24 protein-coding genes and 1 pseudogene are annotated in these 22,683 nt (G+C 46.2%); 12 read left to right on the top strand and 13 right to left on the bottom strand.

All coding sequences use genetic code 11. The features are described from left to right. Positions 1 to 107: 107 nt before the first annotated feature. The 4 genes from ACRRS0_RS04590 to ACRRS0_RS04575 all read left to right on the top strand — a co-directional run bounded on the left by ACRRS0_RS04590 (position 108) and on the right by ACRRS0_RS04575 (position 3,486). On the top strand, positions 108 to 596 hold the full coding sequence (locus tag ACRRS0_RS04590) for a GNAT family N-acetyltransferase (protein WP_432454385.1): 489 nt from the start codon (positions 108 to 110) through the stop codon (positions 594 to 596). Between the two features lie 631 nt (positions 597 to 1,227). Beyond that, positions 1,228 to 1,719, top strand: coding sequence for a DoxX family protein (locus ACRRS0_RS04585; RefSeq protein ID WP_432454386.1), 492 nt, complete (start codon positions 1,228 to 1,230; stop codon positions 1,717 to 1,719). Further along, positions 1,712 to 1,867, top strand: a complete 156-nt coding sequence (locus tag ACRRS0_RS04580) for a hypothetical protein (protein ID WP_432454387.1) — start codon at positions 1,712 to 1,714, stop codon at positions 1,865 to 1,867. The genes ACRRS0_RS04585 and ACRRS0_RS04580 overlap by 8 nt, the downstream gene beginning before the upstream one ends. Before the next feature lie 815 nt (positions 1,868 to 2,682). Next, positions 2,683 to 3,486 (top strand): MetQ/NlpA family ABC transporter substrate-binding protein, encoded by an 804-nt coding sequence (locus tag ACRRS0_RS04575; RefSeq protein WP_432454388.1) that lies wholly within the window; start codon positions 2,683 to 2,685, stop codon positions 3,484 to 3,486. Between the two features lie 84 nt (positions 3,487 to 3,570). On the opposite strand, the pseudogene ACRRS0_RS04570 reads toward ACRRS0_RS04575, so the two are convergent. Beyond that, positions 3,571 to 3,740: pseudogene (locus tag ACRRS0_RS04570) on the bottom strand (ISL3 family transposase); the annotation flags it as partial. A 335-nt stretch (positions 3,741 to 4,075) separates the two neighbouring features. On the opposite strand from ACRRS0_RS04570, the gene fos reads away from it, so the two are divergent. Then, positions 4,076 to 4,480: a fosfomycin resistance glutathione transferase gene (fos, locus tag ACRRS0_RS04565; RefSeq protein WP_432454389.1), complete on the top strand. Its 405-nt coding sequence runs from the start codon at positions 4,076 to 4,078 to the stop codon at positions 4,478 to 4,480. A 71-nt stretch (positions 4,481 to 4,551) separates the two neighbouring features. Here the strand turns inward: fos and ACRRS0_RS04560 are convergent, their stop codons facing one another. Then, a complete protein-coding gene (locus tag ACRRS0_RS04560) occupies positions 4,552 to 6,033 on the bottom strand; it encodes a diguanylate cyclase (protein ID WP_432454390.1) in 1,482 nt (493 codons plus the stop codon). A gap of 299 nt (positions 6,034 to 6,332) precedes the next feature. On the opposite strand from ACRRS0_RS04560, the gene ACRRS0_RS04555 reads away from it, so the two are divergent. Then, on the top strand, positions 6,333 to 6,605 hold the full coding sequence (locus ACRRS0_RS04555; protein WP_432454391.1) for an oxidative damage protection protein: 273 nt from the start codon (positions 6,333 to 6,335) through the stop codon (positions 6,603 to 6,605). A 135-nt stretch (positions 6,606 to 6,740) separates the two neighbouring features. On the opposite strand, the gene ACRRS0_RS04550 is transcribed toward ACRRS0_RS04555, so the two are convergent. From ACRRS0_RS04550 to ACRRS0_RS04515, 8 genes are all read right to left on the bottom strand, one after another. Next, positions 6,741 to 7,745, bottom strand: a complete 1,005-nt coding sequence (locus ACRRS0_RS04550) for a LacI family DNA-binding transcriptional regulator (RefSeq protein WP_432454392.1) — start codon at positions 7,743 to 7,745, stop codon at positions 6,741 to 6,743. Between the two features lie 13 nt (positions 7,746 to 7,758). Beyond that, positions 7,759 to 8,556, bottom strand: coding sequence for an inositol monophosphatase family protein (locus ACRRS0_RS04545; RefSeq protein ID WP_432454393.1), 798 nt, complete (start codon positions 8,554 to 8,556; stop codon positions 7,759 to 7,761). Continuing rightward, on the bottom strand, positions 8,546 to 9,307 hold the full coding sequence (locus ACRRS0_RS04540; protein ID WP_432454394.1) for an MBL fold metallo-hydrolase: 762 nt from the start codon (positions 9,305 to 9,307) through the stop codon (positions 8,546 to 8,548). The genes ACRRS0_RS04545 and ACRRS0_RS04540 overlap by 11 nt, the downstream gene beginning before the upstream one ends. After that, positions 9,297 to 10,355, bottom strand: a complete 1,059-nt coding sequence (locus tag ACRRS0_RS04535) for an ABC transporter ATP-binding protein (protein WP_432454396.1) — start codon at positions 10,353 to 10,355, stop codon at positions 9,297 to 9,299. The genes ACRRS0_RS04540 and ACRRS0_RS04535 overlap by 11 nt, the downstream gene beginning before the upstream one ends. Positions 10,356 to 10,365: 10 nt before the next feature. Beyond that, positions 10,366 to 11,178, bottom strand: coding sequence for a carbohydrate ABC transporter permease (locus tag ACRRS0_RS04530; RefSeq protein WP_432454397.1), 813 nt, complete (start codon positions 11,176 to 11,178; stop codon positions 10,366 to 10,368). Continuing rightward, positions 11,178 to 12,044 (bottom strand): carbohydrate ABC transporter permease, encoded by an 867-nt coding sequence (locus ACRRS0_RS04525; RefSeq protein WP_432454398.1) that lies wholly within the window; start codon positions 12,042 to 12,044, stop codon positions 11,178 to 11,180. Before ACRRS0_RS04525 ends, ACRRS0_RS04530 begins: the two co-directional genes overlap by 1 nt. A 57-nt stretch (positions 12,045 to 12,101) precedes the next feature. Next, positions 12,102 to 13,322: an ABC transporter substrate-binding protein gene (locus tag ACRRS0_RS04520; RefSeq protein ID WP_432454400.1), complete on the bottom strand. Its 1,221-nt coding sequence runs from the start codon at positions 13,320 to 13,322 to the stop codon at positions 12,102 to 12,104. Positions 13,323 to 13,702: 380 nt separating this feature from the next. Then, complete coding sequence (locus tag ACRRS0_RS04515; protein WP_432454402.1) at positions 13,703 to 14,347, bottom strand: DUF3157 family protein; 645 nt, start codon at positions 14,345 to 14,347, stop codon at positions 13,703 to 13,705. A gap of 350 nt (positions 14,348 to 14,697) precedes the next feature. Here ACRRS0_RS04515 and ACRRS0_RS04510 point away from each other — a divergent pair, with 350 nt between their 5' ends. The 5 genes from ACRRS0_RS04510 (at position 14,698) to ACRRS0_RS04490 (ending at position 17,516) form a co-directional block, all read left to right on the top strand. Continuing rightward, positions 14,698 to 14,985 carry a YciI family protein gene (locus tag ACRRS0_RS04510; protein ID WP_432454403.1) on the top strand — a complete coding sequence of 96 codons (288 nt, stop codon included), beginning with the start codon at positions 14,698 to 14,700 and terminating at the stop codon, positions 14,983 to 14,985. A gap of 384 nt (positions 14,986 to 15,369) precedes the next feature. After that, positions 15,370 to 16,002 carry a LysE family translocator gene (locus ACRRS0_RS04505; RefSeq protein WP_432454405.1) on the top strand — a complete coding sequence of 211 codons (633 nt, stop codon included), beginning with the start codon at positions 15,370 to 15,372 and terminating at the stop codon, positions 16,000 to 16,002. A gap of 51 nt (positions 16,003 to 16,053) precedes the next feature. Then, entirely contained in the window at positions 16,054 to 16,680 is a 627-nt protein-coding gene (locus tag ACRRS0_RS04500; RefSeq protein ID WP_432454406.1) for a LysE family translocator, read from the top strand. A gap of 46 nt (positions 16,681 to 16,726) precedes the next feature. Continuing rightward, positions 16,727 to 17,092, top strand: a complete 366-nt coding sequence (locus tag ACRRS0_RS04495) for a MerR family transcriptional regulator (RefSeq protein ID WP_432454407.1) — start codon at positions 16,727 to 16,729, stop codon at positions 17,090 to 17,092. 49 nt (positions 17,093 to 17,141) lie between these two features. Further along, positions 17,142 to 17,516 (top strand): carboxymuconolactone decarboxylase family protein, encoded by a 375-nt coding sequence (locus tag ACRRS0_RS04490; protein ID WP_432454409.1) that lies wholly within the window; start codon positions 17,142 to 17,144, stop codon positions 17,514 to 17,516. 822 nt (positions 17,517 to 18,338) lie between these two features. On the opposite strand, the gene ACRRS0_RS04485 is transcribed toward ACRRS0_RS04490, so the two are convergent. Then, the gene (locus tag ACRRS0_RS04485; protein WP_432454411.1) at positions 18,339 to 20,714 is read right to left on the bottom strand and encodes a fatty acid cis/trans isomerase; all 2,376 of its coding nucleotides are present in this window, start codon (positions 20,712 to 20,714) and stop codon (positions 18,339 to 18,341) included. Positions 20,715 to 21,235: 521 nt separating this feature from the next. Between ACRRS0_RS04485 and ACRRS0_RS04480 the strand changes: the two genes are divergently transcribed. Continuing rightward, complete coding sequence (locus tag ACRRS0_RS04480; protein ID WP_432454413.1) at positions 21,236 to 21,433, top strand: DUF4250 domain-containing protein; 198 nt, start codon at positions 21,236 to 21,238, stop codon at positions 21,431 to 21,433. Here ACRRS0_RS04480 and def read toward each other — a convergent pair. After that, on the bottom strand, positions 21,426 to 21,956 hold the full coding sequence (gene def, locus ACRRS0_RS04475) for a peptide deformylase (protein WP_432454415.1): 531 nt from the start codon (positions 21,954 to 21,956) through the stop codon (positions 21,426 to 21,428). The genes ACRRS0_RS04480 and def overlap by 8 nt on opposite strands. After that, positions 21,957 to 22,637, bottom strand: coding sequence for a hypothetical protein (locus tag ACRRS0_RS04470; protein ID WP_432454416.1), 681 nt, complete (start codon positions 22,635 to 22,637; stop codon positions 21,957 to 21,959). Positions 22,638 to 22,683 lie beyond the last annotated feature (46 nt).

The following is a 22,683-nucleotide window of genomic DNA, read 5'->3' as shown; positions in this document are numbered from 1 at the left end:
TGACTTGTATCTAACAGTGTGGCTCTAGTTTGACAAACCCACGATAAACGCAGGAGCGTCGACACTTTCACCAGGGTAATCATTATGCCTAACTGGCAAGGACTAAAATGGAAGTATCTCTAGCAAAAATTGGAGCAAAATCTCGTCATATTCTTGAGAGTCTGTTCCCATATTATATTTATGATATGTCTGAGCATATGGGCTGGTCTCCGAATGAGAATGGTCACTTTACGTTTAATAAAAGCAGCTTGGATGTATATTGGAAGCAGGAAGATCATGTTCCATACTTTATTTACGCTGATACTGAGTTAGCTGGTTTTGTTCTGGTTCGAAAGTACCCAACTAACAGGCAATTTTACGATGTTGAGCAGTTCTTTGTACTACGAAAGTTCAAGGGACAAGGTGTCGGAAAACAAGCTCTGAAATTGGTGACAGCGCAGTTTTCAGGTCAATGGCAAATCCGAGTGCTAATTGGCAATGAAGCCGCTCTGAAGTTTTGGCAGTCTGCAATTTTTGGTTTAGTTGGGGGAAATTACACACAGTCTGAGCAAGTTGATATTGATTTACTTATGCACTTTCTCACATTTGAAGTTTAGCCAGTTAATCGGGTAGCCGGAGGTATCTAGCCTCCCCCCCACAACCCCTTGCATGCGGCTCCGCACAGAGCACTTCCTGAAAATGTTTAAAATACAATGGCCTATTAGCGCCTTTGCATTCCAATGACGGCTGCTAATTTTGCGCCACCGCACCTAAGTCCGATCGGATGAAGTATCTAGTGTTGTGCTAATAATTCTGACTGTTCTCGTAACTCTCTTAACCAACTCAGGTTTCGAGAATGCCGATTCAGCAGAATGAATAGCAAGTATTCTGAGCTTATTTCTGGCTCCTTTCATAACGCTACCTCGGGTGTGGGCGCTGAGCCAACCCCATTCTATTTAATAGATAAGAATTCAACTTATATATTAATTGGCACAGGGGTAGCTCTTTGTTTAGTTGCAAGTATTCTTGAGGCTGTTAAAGTAATAAAACTTGGTAAAAATCAACAGTCAGCTTGTGTCATTGCTATATCTGTATGTCTCTTATATTTTCACGCAAGCATATTTACATGGAACACATAATAAGCAAATTAATCAGGACACATAACAGTTGGTTTTTACTCCTACGGCGCTTATTTTAACCAACTGATATTTGACCATTATTTAGGCTTTATGACCTCATGAGGGAACGATGGTAACTCCAATAATCACCCTTTTGCTGTTGTCCTGTCCGTTGAGCATCGCCTTTGTTTATTCAAAGTTTAACGACAGGCCTTTGAATGTTACCAAGCATGCCAGTTGGGGATTGGGAATAGCATTTACATTCTTCTTCTTTGGCCACCTTCTTAAAACGGAAGGAATGGTGGAAATGCTACCGCCTTGGGTTCCTTACCGCCTAGCATTAGTCTATATCACTGGTTTTCTTGAGCTATTGATAGCCATTGCTCTTTTTTTCCCAAGATATCAACCTATTGCAGCAAAGCTTGCTATTGTAGTTCTTGTTATTTTCTTTCCAGCAAATATTTATGCGGCATCAAATAGTATTGGTCTTGGTGGGCATCAATGGGGGCCTGTTTATTTACTAATTCGTGCGCCCCTGCAAATAATATTGCTTGCATGGACATATTTCCTGTGCGTAAAAGGTCGTAATGAGGCGTTAGATAATATGGAGGAAAATGATTGAGTTTAGTGATGCTGTTCCTGAACAGTCACAGCTATTAAGCGATATAGCAATTGAGTCCAAAGGCTATTGGGGCTATTCAAGAGAGCAGTTAGAGATTTGGCGAAAGACCTTAGGATTGAAGAAGGATATATTGCAGAGAATTTTGTGAAGGTTGTTTTACTAGACTCTAAAACAGTTGGTTTTTTTGCTATTAAAAGAGCCAACTCTGATGAACTAGATCATCTATGGTTATGACCTGAGATTGCAGGAAAAGGGATAGCAAATCTAGTTTTTGAAGAGATACTTCGAGAGTGTAATCGTTTGAAGATTAGGAGTTCAGCATCATATCAGATCCTGATGCCGAAGGGTTTTACCTTCATAAAGGTGCCGTGAGAATTGGTGAGGTGAAAAGTATCCCGCAAAAAAGAATGTTACCAAAGTTAAAGTACCAACTTGCAGACTTCACCTAATCGGGTAGCCGGGGGTCTCTAGCCTCCCCCCATACAACACCCTGCATGCGGCTCCGCACAGGGCGCTTCCTGAAAGTGTTTAAAATACAACGGTCGATTAGCGCCTTTGCATTCCCATGACGGCTGCGGATTGATTTTCAGGTTCAGGCCTTACCAATTGAATAAGTGAATGCTCTAGCAAGCTTTTGTCCAGAAGCGTGTTATAGCGAAACACGTTTTTGCTCCATAGTTTGCAAGAAGACCTTATCTTATGGATAAGTTTAGGAGCATCAATATGATTAAGATTGTTACATAAGGAGCTTTACTCTTAGCCTTCAAGCTAAGCTCGTTTAGCTCTTCTAGTTATATCAGTAGCTCTCTTTTTGTCGCGTAAACCCCTAGCAAACAAACGCATTTTACATCGTAATAAGCTCAATTTGACTTCACTTTTAAAAAGCTATTGACCAAATCACGTTAATCGATATTATGGGCGTCTAGACATCTGAATGTCTTTTGTTATTTAAATGGGATTATCATGAAAAGCTACAAAAAAATCACAACATCGCTGTTGGCATTAACACTCGTATTCGGCGTAACAGGATGTGGGCAAAAAGACGAATCGCTTATCAAAATTGGCGCAACAGTTGGCCCACATGCACAAGTTGTTGAAGCGGTCGCCAAACAAGCAGCAAAACAAGGGATCAACATTCAAGTAGTTGAGTTCTCAGACTATATCACCCCTAACGCCGCGCTAAGCGATGGAAGCATCGACCTTAATAGCTATCAACATCAGCCGTTTCTCGATAACTTTAACGACAGTCACAATAGTCACTTAGTCTCTATTGGTCGTTCCATTTTGATGCGTATGGGCGTTTACTCTAACAAGTACACAACGCTTGACGCAATCCCAGAGCATGCTCGAATTGCGATTCCAAACGATCCAACCAATGGCGGCCGTGGGCTATTACTACTCGAAGATGCAGGCTTGATTTCGCTAAAAGAAAACCTTGGCTTCAGTGCTTCGTTGCAAGATATTATCAGCAATCCAAAAAGTATTCGATTTGTCGAAGTCGATGCCGCTCAACTGCCACGCACACTTGACGATGTAGATGCTGCGGTAATTACCATGAACTACGTGATGTCTGCAGGACTAGATCCTAAGAAACAAGGTATTTACTTGGAGCCAAAAGACGCGCCTTTAGCCGTGATGGTTGTGGCCGCGCGAGATGAAGACAAAAACAAGGAAGTATTTCAAAAGATTATCTCGATTTATCACTCTCAAGAGATAAAGGACTTCTTAAACACCACCTTCAAAGGCACCATAGAAGCGGCAAATTAAAGCAAACCGCTGAGCTTAGATTTGGTGTTGCCAGTAGATTCATCGGCAACGCCAAAATTGATTCGTTTTTCGGCTCTTCTCCGTTTACATAAGTTTAATTTGTGGATAGAAATAGACTCCTCTTCTGGAATGGATGTTTGCCAAAACTTTAACTTCAAGCATTCTGTATCTCGAACTTCGCAAGCTCTCGGTCTTAGAAGACCAATTGATACATTACCAGCCTCCATACGAGCATTTATCAGCCTATGCTTTGCCTAACTACAAATACCGATGCCAAATCAAACCGAGCATGAGTCGCCGCGGAAATGGTTAGGATACTGCACTGATGGAGTATTTATTTAGAAGTTTGAAAACAGAATCGATACCAGAGCTAGGCTACCGAGCATTTTTAGAAGCCAAGCACGCAATAAAGGATTATATCGTAGGATATTTCAGCCTAGTCAGGCCACATCAGCACAACAAGATGTTGCCACCGGATCAGGCGGAAAAGTTGTACTGGAAAAACTATAAAACCGTGGCCAGTTTTACTTGAGCACTACAGTGCGATACCTTGCGCGAACTGAAGACGCTTATGTTGTGGGAGTAACAGATGCTTTTAGGCCTGAACCATATCACGCTCGCGGTGAGCGATTTAGAACAATCACTAAAGTTCTATATTGAAGTGCTCGGCTTCAAAGGACATGTAAAATGGAATGATGGCGCTTACCTTTCCCTTGGAGACCTATGGTTTTGTCTTTCATCGGATAAGCCATGCCCGAAAGATGATTACACACATCTTGCCTTTGATATCTCTTCATCAGACTTTGAGCCTTTTTGTAAACGCTTAGCATGCCATGCGGTAACACAATGGAAAGTAAACAAGAGTGAAGGCCAATCACGCTACATCCTTGACCCTGATGGGCACAAATTAGAAATTCATGTGGGCAATTTATCCAGTCGTCTTGAAGCCATCAAATCAAAACCCTATGCTGGATTAGTTTGGCTCTCAACTTAAGATGGCCCAAGCACCGTCAATCCATGCGCTGCTTATTCCATCGACGGAGCACCCAAAGCAAGTCCAGCCGTTTAAAGCTCTAGTGCTTGACTGCTCACCACTTTTGCTCGTCCGGTTTGTTTCGCCTGATAAAGCGCGCGGTCTGCCGCATCAATCATCTGCTGAGCGTTTAGGCTGGCATCGCTGAGGGTGGTGAAGCCAATAGACACCGAGTATTGAATCGCTCCCTGCTCGTTTGCAAAGGGCGTGCTGCGGATCGTTTCACAGATCCGCTGACAGATAGAATCGGCATCATCCTGACCAGTATTGGGAAGTAACACGACAAACTCTTCTCCACCGACCCGCGCAAAATAATCTTGCTTACGCAGCGATTGATGACAGACTTTCGCAAAGTGTTGTAAGACCTGATCACCAACGCTGTGCCCATGGCGGTCATTCACTAGCTTAAAGTGGTCGATATCAAGTACCGCCAAGGAAAAATTTTGTTGCCGCTGCGCATTATCGTACATCAAGATCTGCAACTGCGACTCCATTTTACGACGATTCATCAGCCCGGTGAGCGGATCGGTCGTCGCTTGTAAAAGTAATTGTTGTTCTTGCTGTTTTCGCTCGGAAATATCCCAACAAATACCAGCGATAGAACTATCATGTAGAGTGCTATCGGTCGATAAATTGGCGGAGATGTCTATCCAACAGTAGCTGCCATCATTCTTCATAATCTTTAGATCACAACGTAAGGTACGCCCTTGTGATCTAAAATACTCGCGTGCATCTTTCAGAAACTGCTTACGGTAAGCGGGGTGGATCCGCTTCATCCATTCCCGCGGGGTAAAATGTTGATTACGCACAACCTCGGAGCTGCTACTTAAGACCTCAGAGCTACACCATAAATAGCCACGCCGACGATCAAACTCCCAGCTACTACAAGCCATATTCTGTTTTAAGATATCCAGCTGATGTTTCTTGGCTCTAAAATTATCCCGAACCACCGCACTAGAGATAAAATAACTGGCGGTTTTAAGCAAGGTGATTTCGTTAAGAGACCAGTCGTATTCGCGCTCACAATCATCTAAACCCAAGGTTCCCCACCAGCGATTTTCAACAATGATCGGAATGGTTAACATCGATAAGACTTGCTGACTTTCGAGGTGACTTTTCAACCAAGACTCAGGCAGTAATTTAGGAAGCACCTGTTGATACTCACCCCGTTTGCGGCTTTCAACTAGCTCTGAATACTCCGGCTCTTTTAACATCGATTTAAAATAATTAAACCGAGACTGCTTAATTTGCACATACTTTTCGGCAGCAGCCCATTCAAAAACATAATCTTGCAGAATGTAATCATCTTGTAAGTCAAGCGTTTGAAAGATCCATACCCGACTCACAGAAGTCACCTTTCCCAACTCTTCCAAGAGAACATTGACCTTATCGAGCCAACCTTGCCCGGTAATTAAATCTTCGGCACTATTAAGAATAGCGGCAAGGATTTCATTACTCAGGCTGGTCGATTTATGACTCAAAGCCTGACCTAAGCTGCCCGTTTTAATCGCCATCTAGATGAAATATCTCCGCGTTTCAATCATAAAGCCATTATGAGACTCCCCCCTAAAAAGTATAGGTTTTTCTATAGCTGAGTCATTTCTGTCAAAACGATGCAAACGACTCAAAGTAAATGCCACTATCGTTCAATCATCAATAGCGGTTTTGCGCCAGCACCTGCACACTAGTCATGGCAGCCAGACGGCAACTTTGGTATAACATGCAGCAAGCCACCAAAGCTTGGCGCAAACGCGATCACAAAAACGCCTCAGGGCCGCGTAAGCCGCCATGTAGCAAACAATAAGGGATAATTATGGCCAGAACTGTATTTTGCCAACGTTTAAAAAAACAAGCCGAAGGTTTAGATTTTCAATTGATCCCCGGTGAAGTTGGCAAACGAGTCTTCGACAACATCAGCAAAGAAGCCTGGACCCAGTGGCAGAAAAAGCAAACCATGCTGATCAACGAGAAAAAGTTAAATTTAATGAATCTGGATGATCGAGAGTTATTACAAGCTGAAATGGTGAAATACCTCTTTGAAGATGGCGAAGTAGATATCGAAGGCTACACGCCTCCCAGCGCATAAACGCAATTCATCAACGCACTAAGCCATGAAGTTATCAGGAAAAATCGAGAACCTGATAGCTTCATGCTTGATATCAACCTTGATTCTACCTATCAGATTTAAGCCATCGTAGGTGCTTGCTCAACGCGATAAAACTTAAGTTTGGCGGATGATTAAACTCGGCGCCAATCGATTCATACTGCAAATCTTCTGATCACCATCCCACATTCGTTGCAATAACAGTAACACTTGCGCCACCATTTGCTCCACTGGCTGAGCAACCGTACTCAGTTGATACCCTTGCCATGCGGCTTGTGGAACATCATCACAGCCGATCACTTTAAGTTGTTTAGGTATGGTCAAGTCAGCATGCTCTCGACAACAATCCATTAAACCCATCGCTAAAGCATCTGAGGCACAAAAAACGCCCGCTAATTGCCGTAACGATGTAAGCTCGCGCGCCGCTAAGGCATAACCGGCGGCATAAGCATAACGTCCAGCTTCGAGCAATAACGGTGCTGGGATGCCATGTTCCGTTAAGGCTTCTTTAAAACCTTGATAACGCTCGAGCGATGCTTGCCCATCGGCACGCCCCGCGACAAAACCAAGCTCGGTTAAACCCTGCGACACAAAATGCTGGGCCGCTAAGCGACCCGCGGTTAAATTGTCGGTCTGAACCGAAGGGATCAAGCCCCGCTCGTCAGCACGACCTAAAGTCACCAAGGGCAGTGACAGCTTAAGACACTGGTTAAAACTAGTCGCAGGTAACGAGCCCATCACCGCGATCACACCATCAACCTGATAACCCGATAGGCGAAGAATCGCCGCATCCATATCTTCAGCCTGCTTCACATTTAACAACATCGGTTGCTTACCACTTTGCTGTAATGCGGTTGATAGTTGTTCAAACAAATACGACTGATAAGGGTTCGAAAAATCACTAATCAGGATCGCCACCAAGTTCGAGCGCTGACGCGATACAGGGGTACTGAGGGTGCGCGCAAAAAAATTAGGCTGATAACTAAGTTCTTTAGCGGCTGCTAAAATCTTCGCCCGCTTTTTCGGATGAACACTGGCCCCCGCCGTGAAGGCACGAGAAACAGCAGAGCGAGATACGCCAACATGTGCTGCAACATCCGCAGCGGTTACTTTTTTATTCATATTCAGGCAGCTCTCAGTCCGGATGAATGATGTCTTCATGGTTTAGCCAAGTCGCGAGGGGTGAGCCTTTGGGCCAAGCCCACACAGGGCCAGTCATCTGCTTGCTTAAATAGGGCGCGATTTCAAGCCCTGCTAACTCACAAATAAACTGAGCTGCCATCACATCCCAAATGTTCACCTGTCCCATATAACAAGCATCTAACTCACCACAAGCGACTTGAGTGAGCGTCCACGCTGCTGAGCCGCTGACTCGCACCTGATGCCCCTGCGCGATCACTTGTTGGCTATGTCGCAGATAACGCTCCGGGATCCCTGCCTGGTAATTAAGATTTAAACCAATCACCAACTGCTGCTGAGCTGCCGCCCGACTCTGCAAAGGCAGCAGCTGGCTCGCTTTACGCTCAAAAGCCCCCTGCCCTCGCACAGCATAAAACATCCGCTGATGCACCGGCGCATAAATAATCCCAAGCACCGGCCCTTGCTGATCAACCAAGGCAATACTCACCACAAAATCAGCCTGACCATATAAAAAATTAGTGGTGCCATCAATCGGATCGACCACCCAGCAAGGCAAGCAAAACTCGCCACCACTCTCTTCACCGAGTATATGCTGCTCGGGAAAGGCAGTCTGCAAGGCTTCTCGAATATGCTGTTCCACCAATTGGTCGGCTTGTGAAACCCAATCATGATGTCCCTTACTGCTAATAATTAGTGCATCACGTTGGGCAAACCATTGCAGCGCAATCGCTCCCGCCTGTTCGGCGATGGATAAAGCGACCTTTAATTGATGGTCGAATTGTTCAGGCAACATCTATAACTCCAGATTTTTCGCTCACCAACTGTTGTCCCTCTTCGGCAAGGTCTAGGTGCGCAATATGACGCACCAAGGCCGACAACTGAGGTCGATATTGGGGGTCGATATGATACAAACGCCATTGGCTACCCGGCTTATGAGTAAGCTTTTGAATATCCAGCCAACACCCATGACTGGGGTGAGGACTGAGTGTTTCGCACTCAAGGAAAACCCAATTACTCTGCGCAGCCAACTGCTGCCCCTTGTGAGACAAGCTACCATCGCCCGAATAAAACAAACGATGCCCCCACGAAGTTCGCAGCTGCAAGCTCAGGTTTGCAACCGCGTGACGGGTCACAGACGTTTCAATTTGCCATGGACCAATCGCCAACAGCGATTCGCTATTTTGCCGCTCAATCACAAATCCGAGCGTAGGTTCTGGCCAATGGGAGAATGCCAACAATGGCTCCAGCACTGGCCATTGTTCCGCTTGGGCAATCAACAGCAATGGCCGCTTGCGTTTTTTAGCATCCATCCAATTTAATAAGCAGCTCAAGCCTAAACAGTGATCCGGATGAGTATGGGTAATATAAATCGCATCAATGGCATCAGGATCCATGTTTCGATGAAAAATCGCTGCCGGTACCGTTGGCCCGCAGTCAAGCAACAGTCGAAAATCATTTTCTTCAAGCAATAGGCTAGCACTGGTTCGCTCACCGTCGTAGGCATTGCCGATACCCAATACTTCCAGTTGAAAACTATGCGGCATCGAAGGCTCCAACCGCTTGAGCGTCATTCAAGCCTGCAATTCGTTGCCCATCACTAGCGAAGCAATGCAACACCGAATTCGCAAAGTTAAGTGGTAAATAGTCAGCTAAGCGATAATAACAATCACTTTCCACCAAAAATGGCTGACCGTTCAATTGGCCATGGTATAAGCGTGAATGCCCCAGCGGCTCGATCAGCTCGATCTGCATTTCACAGTCTGGGGCAAGCGCATCTATCAACACCTGATTGGGTCGGAGCCCCAGGCTTGTCACCGAAGCAGGCAGCGCGGTGTGAGGACTAATCCTCTGAAAATCGTCTCGCTGGATAAAGTTCATCATCGGCGACCCAATAAAAGTCGCAACAAACTTATTTGCGGGCTGATGATATAAAGTCTCCGGTGAGCCGACTTGCTCTATTCTCCCCTGATTAAGCACCACAATTTTATCCGCCAGCGTCATCGCTTCCACCTGATCATGAGTGACATAAATCATGGTTGACTGTAAGCTTTGATGGAGCTGTTTAAGATGGATCCGCATTTCACTCCGCAATTTCGCATCTAAATTGGATAGCGGTTCATCAAATAGAAACAACTGCGGATCGCGAACGATGGCTCGGCCAATGGCGACTCGCTGACGCTGCCCACCAGAGAGTTCTCCCGGTAAGCGATCGAGCAATGGCGTCAGCTGCAATTTGTCGGCAGTGTCACTCACCCGCTGGGCGATACTGGCCTTATCCATTCCGGCCATCTTCAGCGGAAAAGCCATGTTTTTTGCTACCGACAGGTGCGGGTACAAAGCGTAAGACTGAAATACCATGGCGACTTTGCGATCGGCGGGATGCACCCCATTCAGACTTCGTCCGTTGAGGCTAATTTGCCCGTCAGTGATTGACTCCAAACCAGCGATCATCCTTAGTAAAGTCGACTTACCGCAACCCGAAGGCCCTACAAATACCACAAACTCGCCCTCATCTACCGTAAGATTGATATTGGGCAGCACCGTGTTATCGCCATAGGCTTTGTTCACTTGATGTAACTCTAGTTTTTTCATGTTGTGCCTCCTATTTCAAGCCCATTGAAAAGCCACGCAATAAATAACGCTGCATATAGCTGGCTAAGGCCAGCATCGGTAACGAAGAAACAATTCCCACAGCCATCAGCGGCCCCCATGCGGTGCCGTCCTCGGTCATAAAATTGGCAATAAACAAAGGGAGCGTGAACTTGTCTGGGGTATGAATGAACAACAAGGAAAACAAGAATTCATTCCAACCTAAAATCATGGCAAATATCGAGGTTGCCACCAAACCCGGCGCACACAGCGGAAACACAATATAAGCAAGGCGTTTGAGCAAACGGGCACCGTCCATCGCGCCTGCCTCTTCAATTTCTATGGGAATATCGCGCACAAAGCCAAGCAACATCCAAATACAAAATGGCAAGGTATATACCTGATAAGCCAATACCAAGCCCAATTTGCTATTTAGCAGACCAATCTGGTTCATCAAAGAATACAGCGGGATCGCCACCACAATCGGCGGCATCATCTTGATCACCAAAACCGCAAACAAGAACAACTTATCCAAGCTGGCAGGAAAACGATAACGCACCAGTGCATATGCGGCCGTAAAAGCCACCACCAGCGATATCACCGTGGCCGACACCGAAATCAATAAAGTATTGGCCACCAAACGCGGTAAATCCCCCTGCCAAAGCGCCGCGAAAGCGCTAAAACTCGGCTGCCTTGGCAAAATGCTGGCACTGGCGCGCAGGATTTCACCCGGTGGCTTCAACGCCGTGCCAAACATCCACAAAACCGGCATGATAAACAGCAATACGATGAACCAAACCAGCACGCCATGAAACTTTGTATTCATCACTTTCCTCCTTGCATGACTTTTCGGGCATAAAGCAAAGTCATCACTAAGGAGATGCTCAACATCACCAGCGCCGAGGCACTGGCCATCCCTAAATCAAAGAAACGAAAACCATACTTATAAACAAACATCGACAGGGTTTCGGTGGCATTGCCCGGTCCGCCGCCAGTCATCACATAAACTTTATCGAACAATTTAAAGGTATCGATGGAGCGCAGCAAAAATGCCAGCATCAGCTGTTTTTGGATCAGCGGTAAGGTAATGTAAAGCAACGAACGCCAACCTTTCGCACCATCCACCCGCGCAGCCTCACCAATATCCTTGGGGATCGACTGTAGGCCCGCCAAAATGATCAAAAATGCCATCGGCGTCCATTGCCAGGTATCCACCAGCGCAATTGAGTACAGGGCAAGATCCGGATTGAACAACCACTCTTGAGGCGCAAGCCCAACCATCACCAGCAAATGGTTAAGTAAACCATAGTCATAGTGATACCAAGAACGCCAAATGGATGAGCAAACTAAAGTCGATAACATCATCGGATAGATAATCATTGGTAAAGCAAAGCGGCGGCCCGGAAACTGTCGATGAAATAATAAGGCTAAGAACAAGCCCAATAGCACCTGAGAAATCGAGGCCACCAGTGTAAAAACAAAGGTATTTTTAATCGCCCCAATAAAGAAAAAGTCGTCAAATAATTCAGCAAAATTTGCCAAACCCACAAAGCGGAAGCTGCCGCTGTGCGGATCGGCATGACCAAAGGCGTTCAGCAACACCGAAGCCAGCGGATAAATGGTTAACAAGCCCAAAATAATACAGCCTGGCAATAGCAACAGAGCTAATTGCTTACGATTTTCAAATAACATACACCCGATCCAACAAGGCCTTGCCAGCACAGCTTACAAGGCCTGTATCCAACAAAATTAACCTTTAATCATTCGCTCAATGCGACGTTGCGCCTGCTTTAAGGCTTGTTCGGCCGACATTTGCCCCATCATCGCCATTTGCAAGAAATCACCGAGTACACTCTCTACTTCTGCCCAGTTTTGAATGCGTGGACGTGCTTTACCGGTTTTCAATGCTGCGGCTTGTTGTGGGTACCAACGATATTTAGCAACCACATCTTTATCGAAATACGTGCTGGTACGGGTAGGCGGTATACCGTAGTGAAGCGCCAAATCTTTCTGAATATCAGCGCTGGTGGCAAACCTCAGGAAGGCTTCGGCTTGTGATTTATGCTTGGCATCAGCAGGAATCGCCAATTGCCAAATCCCCAACATCGGGGAAGGCTGACCTACCTCTGCAGGGGGCGCCATAATTTCCATCTCGCCCACCACATTCGACACGCTTGCATTGTCCAGATTTGGCACCCAGGCAGGCCACACTTCAATAGCCATGGAGACGCTGCCTTTTTGTAAAGCATCACGAACTTCATCGGCGTTATACACTTCAACACCACGCGGCGCGTATTGCTTCATGGCAAGGAAGGTTTCTAAGGCCTGTTTGGCTTGCGGCGAGTCTAAGCTTGCCTTGCCTGATGAATCGACCACATTGGCACCATAGCCCCAAAGGATCGGTAAAAAACCGGTCACAATCGGGTTGCCTTTCACACCTCGGAAAACCAAGCCCTTCACGTCTGCGCTTTGACTAATCGTCTTCGCCGCCGCCAATACCTCTGACCAAGATTGGGGCTGACTCAAATGATTTTTCTCAAACAACGCACGGTTCCAGGCAAACATGGCAACATTCCCCACCATGGGTAAGGCATAGACCGAGCCCTTGGCATCTGGATAACGGCCAATATTGAACGGTGCCTGAACAAAATCCGGATCGGCGACGGCATCGGATAGCGGGCTTAGCCACTGGTTTGCAAAAAACTCCGGCGCCCAGGTGTCATCCATTAGAATCACATCATAGTGACCGGTTTTTTCACGCATCGACAGCACCACACTTTCGTACAAGCCCTTACTGGGACGCTTGACCAGAGTAATATTGGTGTCTGGGTGGGCTTTCTCATACTGGTCCACCACATACTGCATGGCGTCTCCATAACTACTATCACGAGCTGCAATCACCAGCTCATCAGCATTTACAGCCAGCGAAGCGAGCATCAGGGTGCTGGCCATTAGTGTCCGTTGGAACATTGGATTCTCCTTGTCTTGATTAATTCTAGTGATCGATGCTTTGCACTCGCGTGCAATTTCGAATTCAAGACTAGGCTGGAAAAGTGTCAGTTATATGACCGAAACATGAAGTTTATTGGGACGCTAAAGGCAAACCGAAATACTGAAGCTCATCGCAGCCCATCAGCAGATGATTTAGCACAAGTGAAGCCTCGCACAGCTTGTTTATTCAGGCGAGGCTCGCCGATCAGGAGTCGACATGGACATAGGCTGAACTCAAAAAAGTAACAAGCTCTGGCGTTTTCAAAAGCATCAGCGCAAGTAATTCACGATAAAGGATTGATATGACCTGCTAGGCCAGTAACAAGCAAATCTCATAGCATGAGTTGTAAATCATCAAATCAGCGAGAGTCCATCTCGGTTATTTTCAGCGTCAGCAATTGTTTTTGCCACTGCGCTTTATCAACACCTTCCAACCAGATGGTGTCACTGTTGCGAGTTTGTCCCTTACGCAAATAACTCTCGGGCAGTCTAAAGATGGCTTGCCAAACCTTTAGCTCTTGCTTACTCAGCAAATCACCCGAATCTGCAAATAGGCTCACTGCTAGTGCAACCTGCACATAATTTTTACTGCCGGTATTTACCAATTCAAAGTTTAAACCCAGGCGATCCTGAGCATCCCACTGGCTACTCAGCAAACTCACCTTCACCCCATTTTTAGCCGTAGACTTCAATAGATCGGCCTGAGCGATGGCCGCCGAACTCAAACTTACCGAGGGAGCAGAAAGCTCCGTAGCCGACCCAGCGGCTGGCTTTTCGACAGCTTCTACAGTCGCTAAAGCAGCACTCTTTGTCGCTTGGCCACTCACCTCATTAGCAGACTTTACAAACACATACTCCCAAGTGAAATCGTCGTTGAGTTGCACTCGTGCGCCATTTTCGAGAACAAGGGTGGCGACTTTTTCCGGCTGAAGCTGGTCTGCCAAACTGGGTATCACCCAAAACAAACAACAAATTGCGCTATAAACAGAGAATTTTTTAAACATAGATAGCTACCAGTCACATAAGATGGCTCTAGCATAAACAAGCCGTCGTGAAATTAATACTGTTGTCAGTCCGCCAAAACCGTAAATAGCGGCAATATTGCCGACTGCATGACACCTCATTTGCTTAAAATAAATTTAATCGAGTCACAAAACAGTAGCTAGCAGAGAAAGCATCAGGAAAATACGCTGCCAAGTGTTCAAATAAATCAAACTTAACTGAGTCAAAGCAGAGCGGAGCTATATCACTGCAAGCGCTTGAAACTTAGGCTTGAAAGTAATAAATTGAAGCTGAAATCACGCACATTTCAAGCGTCCTTACTCATCACCAACCGCACCCGCAAAGGAGCAAGATGTTTATTGTTTCACTGAACTACATCTGCGATTTAGCAGACGTAGAAACACACTTAGATGCCCATATCCAATATTTAGATCGCCACTACGCCGCCGGAGTATTTCTGGCGTCTGGTCGCAAAGTACCGCGCACCGGTGGAGTGATCCTCGCGCAAGCCGATAGCCGCACCGCCCTAGATGCGATCTTGGCCGAGGACCCTTTCAAGATCCATCAACTAGCTGAATATGAGGTGACTGAATTTATTCCAACAAAAACCTCGCCAGCCTTGGAGTTTTTGGCAAGCTAAACTGACTCTGTCGCCTTACTACAAAACATTGTTACGGCGAATCAAAGGCGAGAGTCCTCAAGCTGTCACTCTACCAAAGCTGATAAGCGCAATTTGTCTTAAACGAGATTGCGCTGCTTTGGCGCTGACAAAGTTGCCGCTAAAACATAAAAAACTGCCAAAACAAGCAATCATAGTCAGTCTCGCCAAAGGCTCCGCTTTTGTTGGTAAACAAGTGCTTACTCTTTGATTATTTTAGCGAAATAAGCACTTGCTATCACTCTCGCCTTGGCATTTAATGCAAGCATACCCTCGTGAATTTGCACATTTTCTCAGCAACACACAAGTTGAGCGAAGGGGGTGGTTCAATGCTTAAAAGTCATCCTGTTATTTAGGAATAATCGAATGGATCTACATCTCTGGCTGATGTTCTGTCTGGCCTATTTGATCACCACCCTGTCGCCGGGACCCAATGTATTATTAGTGCTAAAAAACAGCATTCAACGGGGGTGGCAATCGGCCTTCATCACCATTCTCGGGAATTTAAGCTGCCAAGCGATCATCGTTTATTTAGTTGCCATTGGTATTGGACAACTGATCCAAGCCCTTCCTTTTTGGTTTATGGTCATGAAGCTGCTGGGCGGTATTTACTTAATATATCTCGGGATCAAAAGCCTCAGATCCCTTAACGTTTCAAGCCATACCAGCCCAAGCCCCAAGCCACAGAGTCAACGCTCTCTCTGGGCCTTGTTTATCGAAGCCTTTAGCGTGTCCGCCAGTAACCCGAAAACCTTAATTTTTCTATCGGCCTTCCTCCCACAATTTCTGAATACCGAACAAGCCACCGAAGGGCAGTTTTATCTGATGTTTATCAGCATTTGTTGCATTGTGACCAGTGTTCACCTGAGCTACGCATACGCCATCGGCTATTTAGGCAAGCGCTTTTCTTTCCAGAACTTTGAGCGACGGGTGGCTAAAGTAACCGGCGGATTGCTGATCACCATGGGCGGCGGTATGTTGTTGAGTCAGCGCGCTTAATCAGCGCTGTCAACTCAGCACCACCGAAGAGCACAATATAGGAGAAACAATATGGATTATTGGCTATTTTTATTACTCTGTTTGGCGGCTACCTTTTCACCCGGTCCCGCAGTATTGTTGGTGGTAAAAAACGCCGCCAACTATGGTGTGAATTATTCCCTCAGTGGGATCCTGGGCAATATCACCGCGATGCTCTGCTTGGCCAGCTTATCGGCGGCGGGCCTCGGCGCAATTATCTTAGCATCCACAGTGATGTTCACGGCGATCAAAGTCGTCGGCGGGATCTACCTTATTTATCTTGGCTTAAAGTCTTGGCTTGCCAGCCGAACCCTGAGTTTAAGCAACGATGCTCCCCCCCAACTTGATACAATCAGTCGCAAAAAGCTATTTCGCGAAGCCTATATTGTTGGCGTGAGTAATCCAAAAGCCATTGCATTTTATACTGCCTTGTTTCCGCAATTCATCCACCACGATCAAGCAATGCCAGAGCAATTTTTGTTGCTTGGCGGCACCTTTGCCCTATGCTCATTCAGCGCGCTGTTGGTCTATGCACTCACCAGCAAGCAGCTCAGCCCTTATTTACGAAAACAAAATGTGAGTCGTCTATTTCATCGAATCACTGGCGGGGTATTTGTCGGCTTTGGTTTATCACTGTTACTTAGCCCCCACAAAAGCTAACTACGCAACTAACCAACGAACAGAACGCCAATTCAAGGAACCATCGATGAACATTAAAGAATTTTCTCAACGCAGTGGTTTATCGGCGCATACGCTGCGCTATTACGAGAAGATAGGCTTACTTAAAGGCATCCAACGCAATGCCAGTGGCCATCGCTACTACCATCTACAAGATTTAGAGTGGGCTAACTTCATCATTCGTTTAAAAGAAACCGCGATGCCACTGTGCGACATTTTGCAATATGCCCGACTACGCGAACAAGGCCCAAGCACCCATGCCAACCGCCAAGCCCTGCTCGAACAACATCAAGCCAAGCTGAGCACGCATATTCAATCCCAACAACAACACCTCGCGGCATTGGAGCAAAAAATAAATTGGTATCATCGCCAAGTAGCGCTTGACTTAGAGTGAACTCGAAGTTGTACAGTGTGGTTTCTCAATACAGAAACGGAGCTTGCCCATGGACAACACCAGATACCAAATCGGCCTGGAACAACTGAGTAAAATTGATGGCGAAGCCGGCCATCAAGTGATCGAAAGCCTGAAAGACATCTGCCCCGATTTAGCCAGATATACCATCGAGTATCCCTTTGGCGACATTTACAGCCGACCGGGACTCGATTTGAAATCACGAGAAATTGCCACCGTTGCGGCTCTCACCGCCATGGGCAACTGCCAACCCCAGCTCAAGGTACACCTGCAAGCGGCGCTCAATGTCGGTTGCAGCGAAGCAGAGCTTAAAGAGGTGATCTTACAAATGTCGGTTTATGCTGGCTTTCCAGCAGCATTAAATGGGATGTTTGCCTTAAAAGAAATATTACAAGCCGCAGATTAAGGCTTAAGCCTCCCGCCTCAATGAAACTCGGCCCGAAGCGTTCCGCCAATAACCCTCCCTTTGAGCAATAGACCGAAGGGAGTTGCGGCACTCGCCGTGCCGCACCCTTTGCTCTCGATGACGTGATTGAGAGACTTTGCTCTCGAAGCGAGCGAACGACCCCAGCCCTCGAAATTTCAATCACAACCCAAACGTTAGGGATTCGGGATGAGCATAAGCGAAAACATGAATAATCGATAGGCAGTGACATGATTTGCCATATCAGCATCGGTTGCGCCATCGCCAAATAAACTAATGGTAATGAGTTTTGGACTGATACCAATCTAACTCATTATCGGTTGATTGTTACTCGTCTAAATCACCGCGAACTGCGTGATGTATCTTCTCATGAGAGCCACGAATGACTGCACTTGATACCTCGCTATCGGCAGGTTTACTCTGCGCAATAACTTACTCATATCATGAATCAGCTTGGTATGAATTTGGGGTTCAAAAAGAGCCTAGCGCTGTTGACTGGGATCGGGGTTGGCTCCACCGGAATGTTATCAGCGGAGCCATCACCGCCTTTACCAGCATCGACGCTAATTTTTATAGCCACAACCTTGTTTGCCCTCTCCTTCCCCTAGGTAGGGCTTTGGCTGCTGTTTGGCTGCTGTTTGGCTGCTGTTTGGCCGCATGCTAAAAAAGTTCTCAGGCAAAACAAAGACCGACAATGGTTTAACCATGCAATGGCCGGATGGCTCTGCACATCGGTGGATCCGGCATGCCTGAAGATTACTCAACAAATGCGAGCCCTAACTTAGGGCTCGCCGGTGCCGTCAACTAACGATTTTCTAAACGGCTATAATCGAAGATCCCGCCACTAATTGGCTCGGCCTGCAAATAGGCTTGATGCAATCTATCGCTATAGGGCCAAAACTCTGAGCTAGTTCGGCGAACCCCAAAACGCTTCATCAATTGCTGGTAAGCCAACTCGTTATTCACATGCAGCAGCTGCTGTTGCAATTGCTTTAATTCGCTTTCTTGTACTTGCCAAAAAGCAGCGGGGTAGGCCCCCACAAGCCCAGGCAACAAAGTCAGCGTATCATTATCTGGCAAACGATATTTATCTTCCAAGAACAAGCTAGAGATGTTGGCATGGGCGTTATTTCGGAGCAGCGTAAAATACTGGCTCTGTGAACTTTCTGGCTGAACCACCTGAATAAACACCACTTGCGGTAACCATTTGATCGCTCCCCCCTTCCAGGCCGCCAGCTGGGAAGCAAAATCATTCACCGCTCGCGAATAATGGATCGGATCAATTTGGTACTTCGAACTCTGTACCGCAGCAAGCTTGGTTGATAACTTATTGTATAACTGCTGCTTATAGGGCAAATCTTGGTTATAGTGAACCGAGCTTTTAAAGAAAGCTTCTTGCGGGCGCGACTCAACAAACTTAATGATTTCTTTGTCAGCATCAACATACCAACGACGTAACTCATCATAACGCGCTTGCGCTGGTAACAAAGAAGCAAAGTTAAACTCACCTTCCATACGTAAGAAATCCATATATAAACGTGTTACCAGTTGATGCCCCAAGTTACCATAGGGATCGTAGCCTGCCACCAATAAATAATGGATCCGTTCAAACAGGGAATAATCGAGGATCCAAGCCGTTTTAGGTGGCTTACCCACCGAACCTCGTACCACACTGGCACTATCAAAATGACGGAAAATCGTCAGCGCAGCATTGCTGTTGTTACCATCACCATCCCAGATCAAATCTAAATCTATGCGGCCAGCATCTTCCTTCAACCAGTTTTGCTGGCTCTTGATCCGCGCTTCCATATATTGGCGGTGCCGTTTCGAATACGAGATCCAAGTACTCAGTGGCAAAACGTTACTCTGCTCTACCGAGGGCATCCGCAAGTGCTCACTTTGAGCCGCTAAAAAGTCGGCCTGTAGTTTTTCATACTGATGAGCAGGCGTAACAAAATACACCCAAAAATGATCCTGAATCACATTCAAAGCCACCTGTCCTCGACAGACTGGCCCCTTCATGAAACCCATAATGAAGGTTTCCGCGTCATCCAACATAAAGCGATAGCGCGAGTTAACCGGAAAATCTCGAAAGGCTACAAAAGGATTTCCTGCTACATCAGGCTGGTAAGACGGTAATTGTTCAACTTTAATATTGTCAGCCAAAAACCAAGATTTCCAGCGTTCTGCTCGCGCTTCATCAAGATGATAAGGAATGTGGGTCTTCACCACTATACTCTCACGCTCAGGCATTAAACGGTAATAAACCCGCGCCCCCCCAGGGTCGTCATAAGGTCGGCGGGTTGCGATTTCATCGACCGGAAAACCGGGTGCGGTGCGCGAACGAACCAGTTTAAAAAAAGCCGGACGTTTACTTTGTGAATCGTCAAAATAAAGATGAGTGATAAACAAGTGCTCATACAGATAGCGACTCATCAATTGTTCTTTTAGTGAATCACCATTAAGCAATGCTTCCCAACGTTTAACTTGCGCTGCAAACTGTTGGTGATGCTGCAAATCGTCAGCCATTGGCGCTCCGCTCACAAGCCATGCCGTGAGGCTATCAAACTCGGCATCACTGAGCGCTGGTAAACCGTAGGGCATGCCCCACTCTGGATGAGAAGCCTGAACCTTAGAGGCATATTCCTCGATACCAACACACTGTTGAGCGCGATCTAAGGCAAAATCATAGGCATTGGGATCGAGAATATCTTGCTGACTATCAACAAAATCTCGCTTTTGCTTCAGCGCCTGATACATCAGACCACCTTCCTGGTTCGCCTGTTCGCTTTGGATCCGCTCATTCAGCACTGGGTTAAAACCTTTCTGACGCCAAGCTTGAGTAGAACGCGCATCGGTATATAAGCGACTGGTAGGGTCGGCGATCAAACGACTGGAGTTATACACCCGTGCAGTGGTCAAGCCTCGGTCGATGCCCGCAGCAGAAGTTAACTTGAGCTGACAGGGCGCATCATAACAGGCATGACACATCACACAGCGTTGGTCGAGGATTGGTTTCACTTCTTCTAGGAAGTTTGCGCTAGGTGGGTAATCTTCTGAATAAATCCGAGTCTGCACCGTAGCTTGACCAAAGCGCTGGTCAAACTGCTGAATGATAATGCTGGAACAGCCAACCACTACCACCAGCAAAAGGCCTAATACTGTAAAACGTCGAAACATAATTCATCCCTGTAATGAGGCAATGGCGTTAAGTAGCGATTGCCCATCCTCATTATTTTAAACCGTTAGTGGTTCATATCAGTAAGACAAGCTAGAGAAACTCCCCCCTATCTCGCTAAATCATAGGAAACAGCACACCAATCACCAACAAGCACCCGCAAAAAGCATTGCCAAGCACTCAAGACCCGCCATCAAGTTCAGTGATCGTGACATGATTTTACTCTATAACTTCCATATCCAAAAAATAAAGCAGCACCAACTGACACAAACACAACAAAAATCGATAAAACACTTGCACGTCTAAATGATAATAATTATCATTTAGACGTGCAGTTTAATCAGCAAACGCTAATTAAGCGACCAGATCCTGATCGACGGTGCCATCGCACTTGTTGAACCCAGTGTCCATCGCGTGGCTAATTTCTTCAATAAAAAGCTGATTTGAAACGGGTCGAGGCAGAGACACTTGCTCTTTAACTCGCGATTTAAAGCATAGGTTCAGCCATCAGAGGAAAAGTATAATGTTAGACCAACAACGCATCGAAACAATGGATGTTCACATTTTACTGAGTATCGTGAACATGCAAATTAGAAATGACTTCGGCAGCTTCAGCGAATTGTGTCAGTTTTACGCACTAGACCAAGATAAACTCACCCAACGACTGCAACAGGCGGGTTATGAGTTACGTGCTCAACAGCAGCAATTTATCGTTAGCTAAAGTCTTGCAAATACTGCTGCTCAGTGATCAGCAAAGTATCTTCGCTAACGCGATCAACGATGCATAAACCTTGCAGATGGTCATATTCATGCTGAATAATACGTGCCACAAAGCCCTGATAATGCGCCTGTTGCCATTCGCCTTGTAAATCCTGATATTCCAACCAAACGGCTTGCGAACGGGCTATTTTTGCGCGTTGTCCAGCAACACTTAAACAACCCTCCCAACCCCACTGTTGTTGTTCGCTATATTGCTTGATCTGAGGATTACACAACACAAACGGTGCTAGCTCCGGCGCATCTGGATAACGTGCATTTGGCGAACTAGCCACAATCATCAACTGCCATGCGCGCCCGACTTGCGGCGCGGCAATCCCTACTCCGTTGGCCTGTATCATGGTAAAACGCAAACGCTCTATCCAATGAAGTTGCTCAGCACTCATCGGAAAATGCAATGGTTCAGCAACTTGAGACAACATCGGGTTGGGATAGTTGAGTAATGTTAATGGTTCGAGCTGGCTCACTTAAGGCTCCTCTGTTACATCACTGATGCCAGAATAGGCACGATAAGCAAACACTAGAAAAAATACATCCAATAATTGCCCCAACACTTTATTGGCAAAAAACCAAAAGTTGCTGGCATGTTGCGCAACTAACCAGTGATCAATTGCCCATACTGGTAATATGCTAATGCCAGAGACAATAATCACACCGGCTAACAGCGGCCATTTGATCACATCCGTTTGCCGCCAACTATCATTAAGCGATTGCAAAGGAGAGCGTTTATATAAAACACAATTCAAATCGGCAAATAACAAACGACTCGCAAAGATAAGCCCGGGAACAACAAAAAAGTTAAGACCAAGCATCACTAAACTAAAGCTGATCGATACCACCACAAATAGCCTTGGCCAGATACTAAGCGACGCTTGAAAGCATTGAGCAATACTCCAAGGCTGCTGGTTTAGCTGAGCTCGAATATACAAGATACTCGCACCTTGATAGATTGGCTGGCAGAGTAAACCCAAGCAAATAAATATCCAATATTGCAATACCGAAGGGTGTGAAACGTCATACACATAACCACTCTGTAACGCAGAAAATGGAATAGCGAAGGGTAATACCATTGCCGCAAAACTAATAATATGCTGACGATAAAACGCTAAGCTATCAACCAACCAATCCCACAAACTGGCGAATCTCATACAACTCCCTGAACAATTAACAACATCATCTTTGCCTGTGCCTTTA

The organism is Agarivorans sp. QJM3NY_29 (assembly GCF_050870835.2).
Classification (GTDB): Bacteria; Pseudomonadota; Gammaproteobacteria; order Enterobacterales; family Celerinatantimonadaceae; genus Agarivorans.
Note: the sequence above shows the minus strand (reverse complement) of the source record. Positions and strands in the feature narration are given on the sequence as shown.

Coding starts and splice junctions, on each gene's coding strand:
- ACRRS0_RS04590 (WP_432454385.1), top strand. CDS start 108: ATGGAAGTATCTCTAGCAAAAATTGGAGCAAAATCTCGTCATATTCTT.
- ACRRS0_RS04585 (WP_432454386.1), top strand. CDS start 1,228: ATGGTAACTCCAATAATCACCCTTTTGCTGTTGTCCTGTCCGTTGAGC.
- ACRRS0_RS04580 (WP_432454387.1), top strand. CDS start 1,712: ATGATTGAGTTTAGTGATGCTGTTCCTGAACAGTCACAGCTATTAAGC.
- ACRRS0_RS04575 (WP_432454388.1), top strand. CDS start 2,683: ATGAAAAGCTACAAAAAAATCACAACATCGCTGTTGGCATTAACACTC.
- fos (WP_432454389.1), top strand. CDS start 4,076: ATGCTTTTAGGCCTGAACCATATCACGCTCGCGGTGAGCGATTTAGAA.
- ACRRS0_RS04560 (WP_432454390.1), bottom strand. CDS start 6,033: ATGGCGATTAAAACGGGCAGCTTAGGTCAGGCTTTGAGTCATAAATCG.
- ACRRS0_RS04555 (WP_432454391.1), top strand. CDS start 6,333: ATGGCCAGAACTGTATTTTGCCAACGTTTAAAAAAACAAGCCGAAGGT.
- ACRRS0_RS04550 (WP_432454392.1), bottom strand. CDS start 7,745: ATGAATAAAAAAGTAACCGCTGCGGATGTTGCAGCACATGTTGGCGTA.
- ACRRS0_RS04545 (WP_432454393.1), bottom strand. CDS start 8,556: ATGTTGCCTGAACAATTCGACCATCAATTAAAGGTCGCTTTATCCATC.
- ACRRS0_RS04540 (WP_432454394.1), bottom strand. CDS start 9,307: ATGCCGCATAGTTTTCAACTGGAAGTATTGGGTATCGGCAATGCCTAC.
- ACRRS0_RS04535 (WP_432454396.1), bottom strand. CDS start 10,355: ATGAAAAAACTAGAGTTACATCAAGTGAACAAAGCCTATGGCGATAAC.
- ACRRS0_RS04530 (WP_432454397.1), bottom strand. CDS start 11,178: ATGAATACAAAGTTTCATGGCGTGCTGGTTTGGTTCATCGTATTGCTG.
- ACRRS0_RS04525 (WP_432454398.1), bottom strand. CDS start 12,044: ATGTTATTTGAAAATCGTAAGCAATTAGCTCTGTTGCTATTGCCAGGC.
- ACRRS0_RS04520 (WP_432454400.1), bottom strand. CDS start 13,322: ATGTTCCAACGGACACTAATGGCCAGCACCCTGATGCTCGCTTCGCTG.
- ACRRS0_RS04515 (WP_432454402.1), bottom strand. CDS start 14,347: ATGTTTAAAAAATTCTCTGTTTATAGCGCAATTTGTTGTTTGTTTTGG.
- ACRRS0_RS04510 (WP_432454403.1), top strand. CDS start 14,698: ATGTTTATTGTTTCACTGAACTACATCTGCGATTTAGCAGACGTAGAA.
- ACRRS0_RS04505 (WP_432454405.1), top strand. CDS start 15,370: ATGGATCTACATCTCTGGCTGATGTTCTGTCTGGCCTATTTGATCACC.
- ACRRS0_RS04500 (WP_432454406.1), top strand. CDS start 16,054: ATGGATTATTGGCTATTTTTATTACTCTGTTTGGCGGCTACCTTTTCA.
- ACRRS0_RS04495 (WP_432454407.1), top strand. CDS start 16,727: ATGAACATTAAAGAATTTTCTCAACGCAGTGGTTTATCGGCGCATACG.
- ACRRS0_RS04490 (WP_432454409.1), top strand. CDS start 17,142: ATGGACAACACCAGATACCAAATCGGCCTGGAACAACTGAGTAAAATT.
- ACRRS0_RS04485 (WP_432454411.1), bottom strand. CDS start 20,714: ATGTTTCGACGTTTTACAGTATTAGGCCTTTTGCTGGTGGTAGTGGTT.
- ACRRS0_RS04480 (WP_432454413.1), top strand. CDS start 21,236: ATGTTAGACCAACAACGCATCGAAACAATGGATGTTCACATTTTACTG.
- ACRRS0_RS04470 (WP_432454416.1), bottom strand. CDS start 22,637: ATGAGATTCGCCAGTTTGTGGGATTGGTTGGTTGATAGCTTAGCGTTT.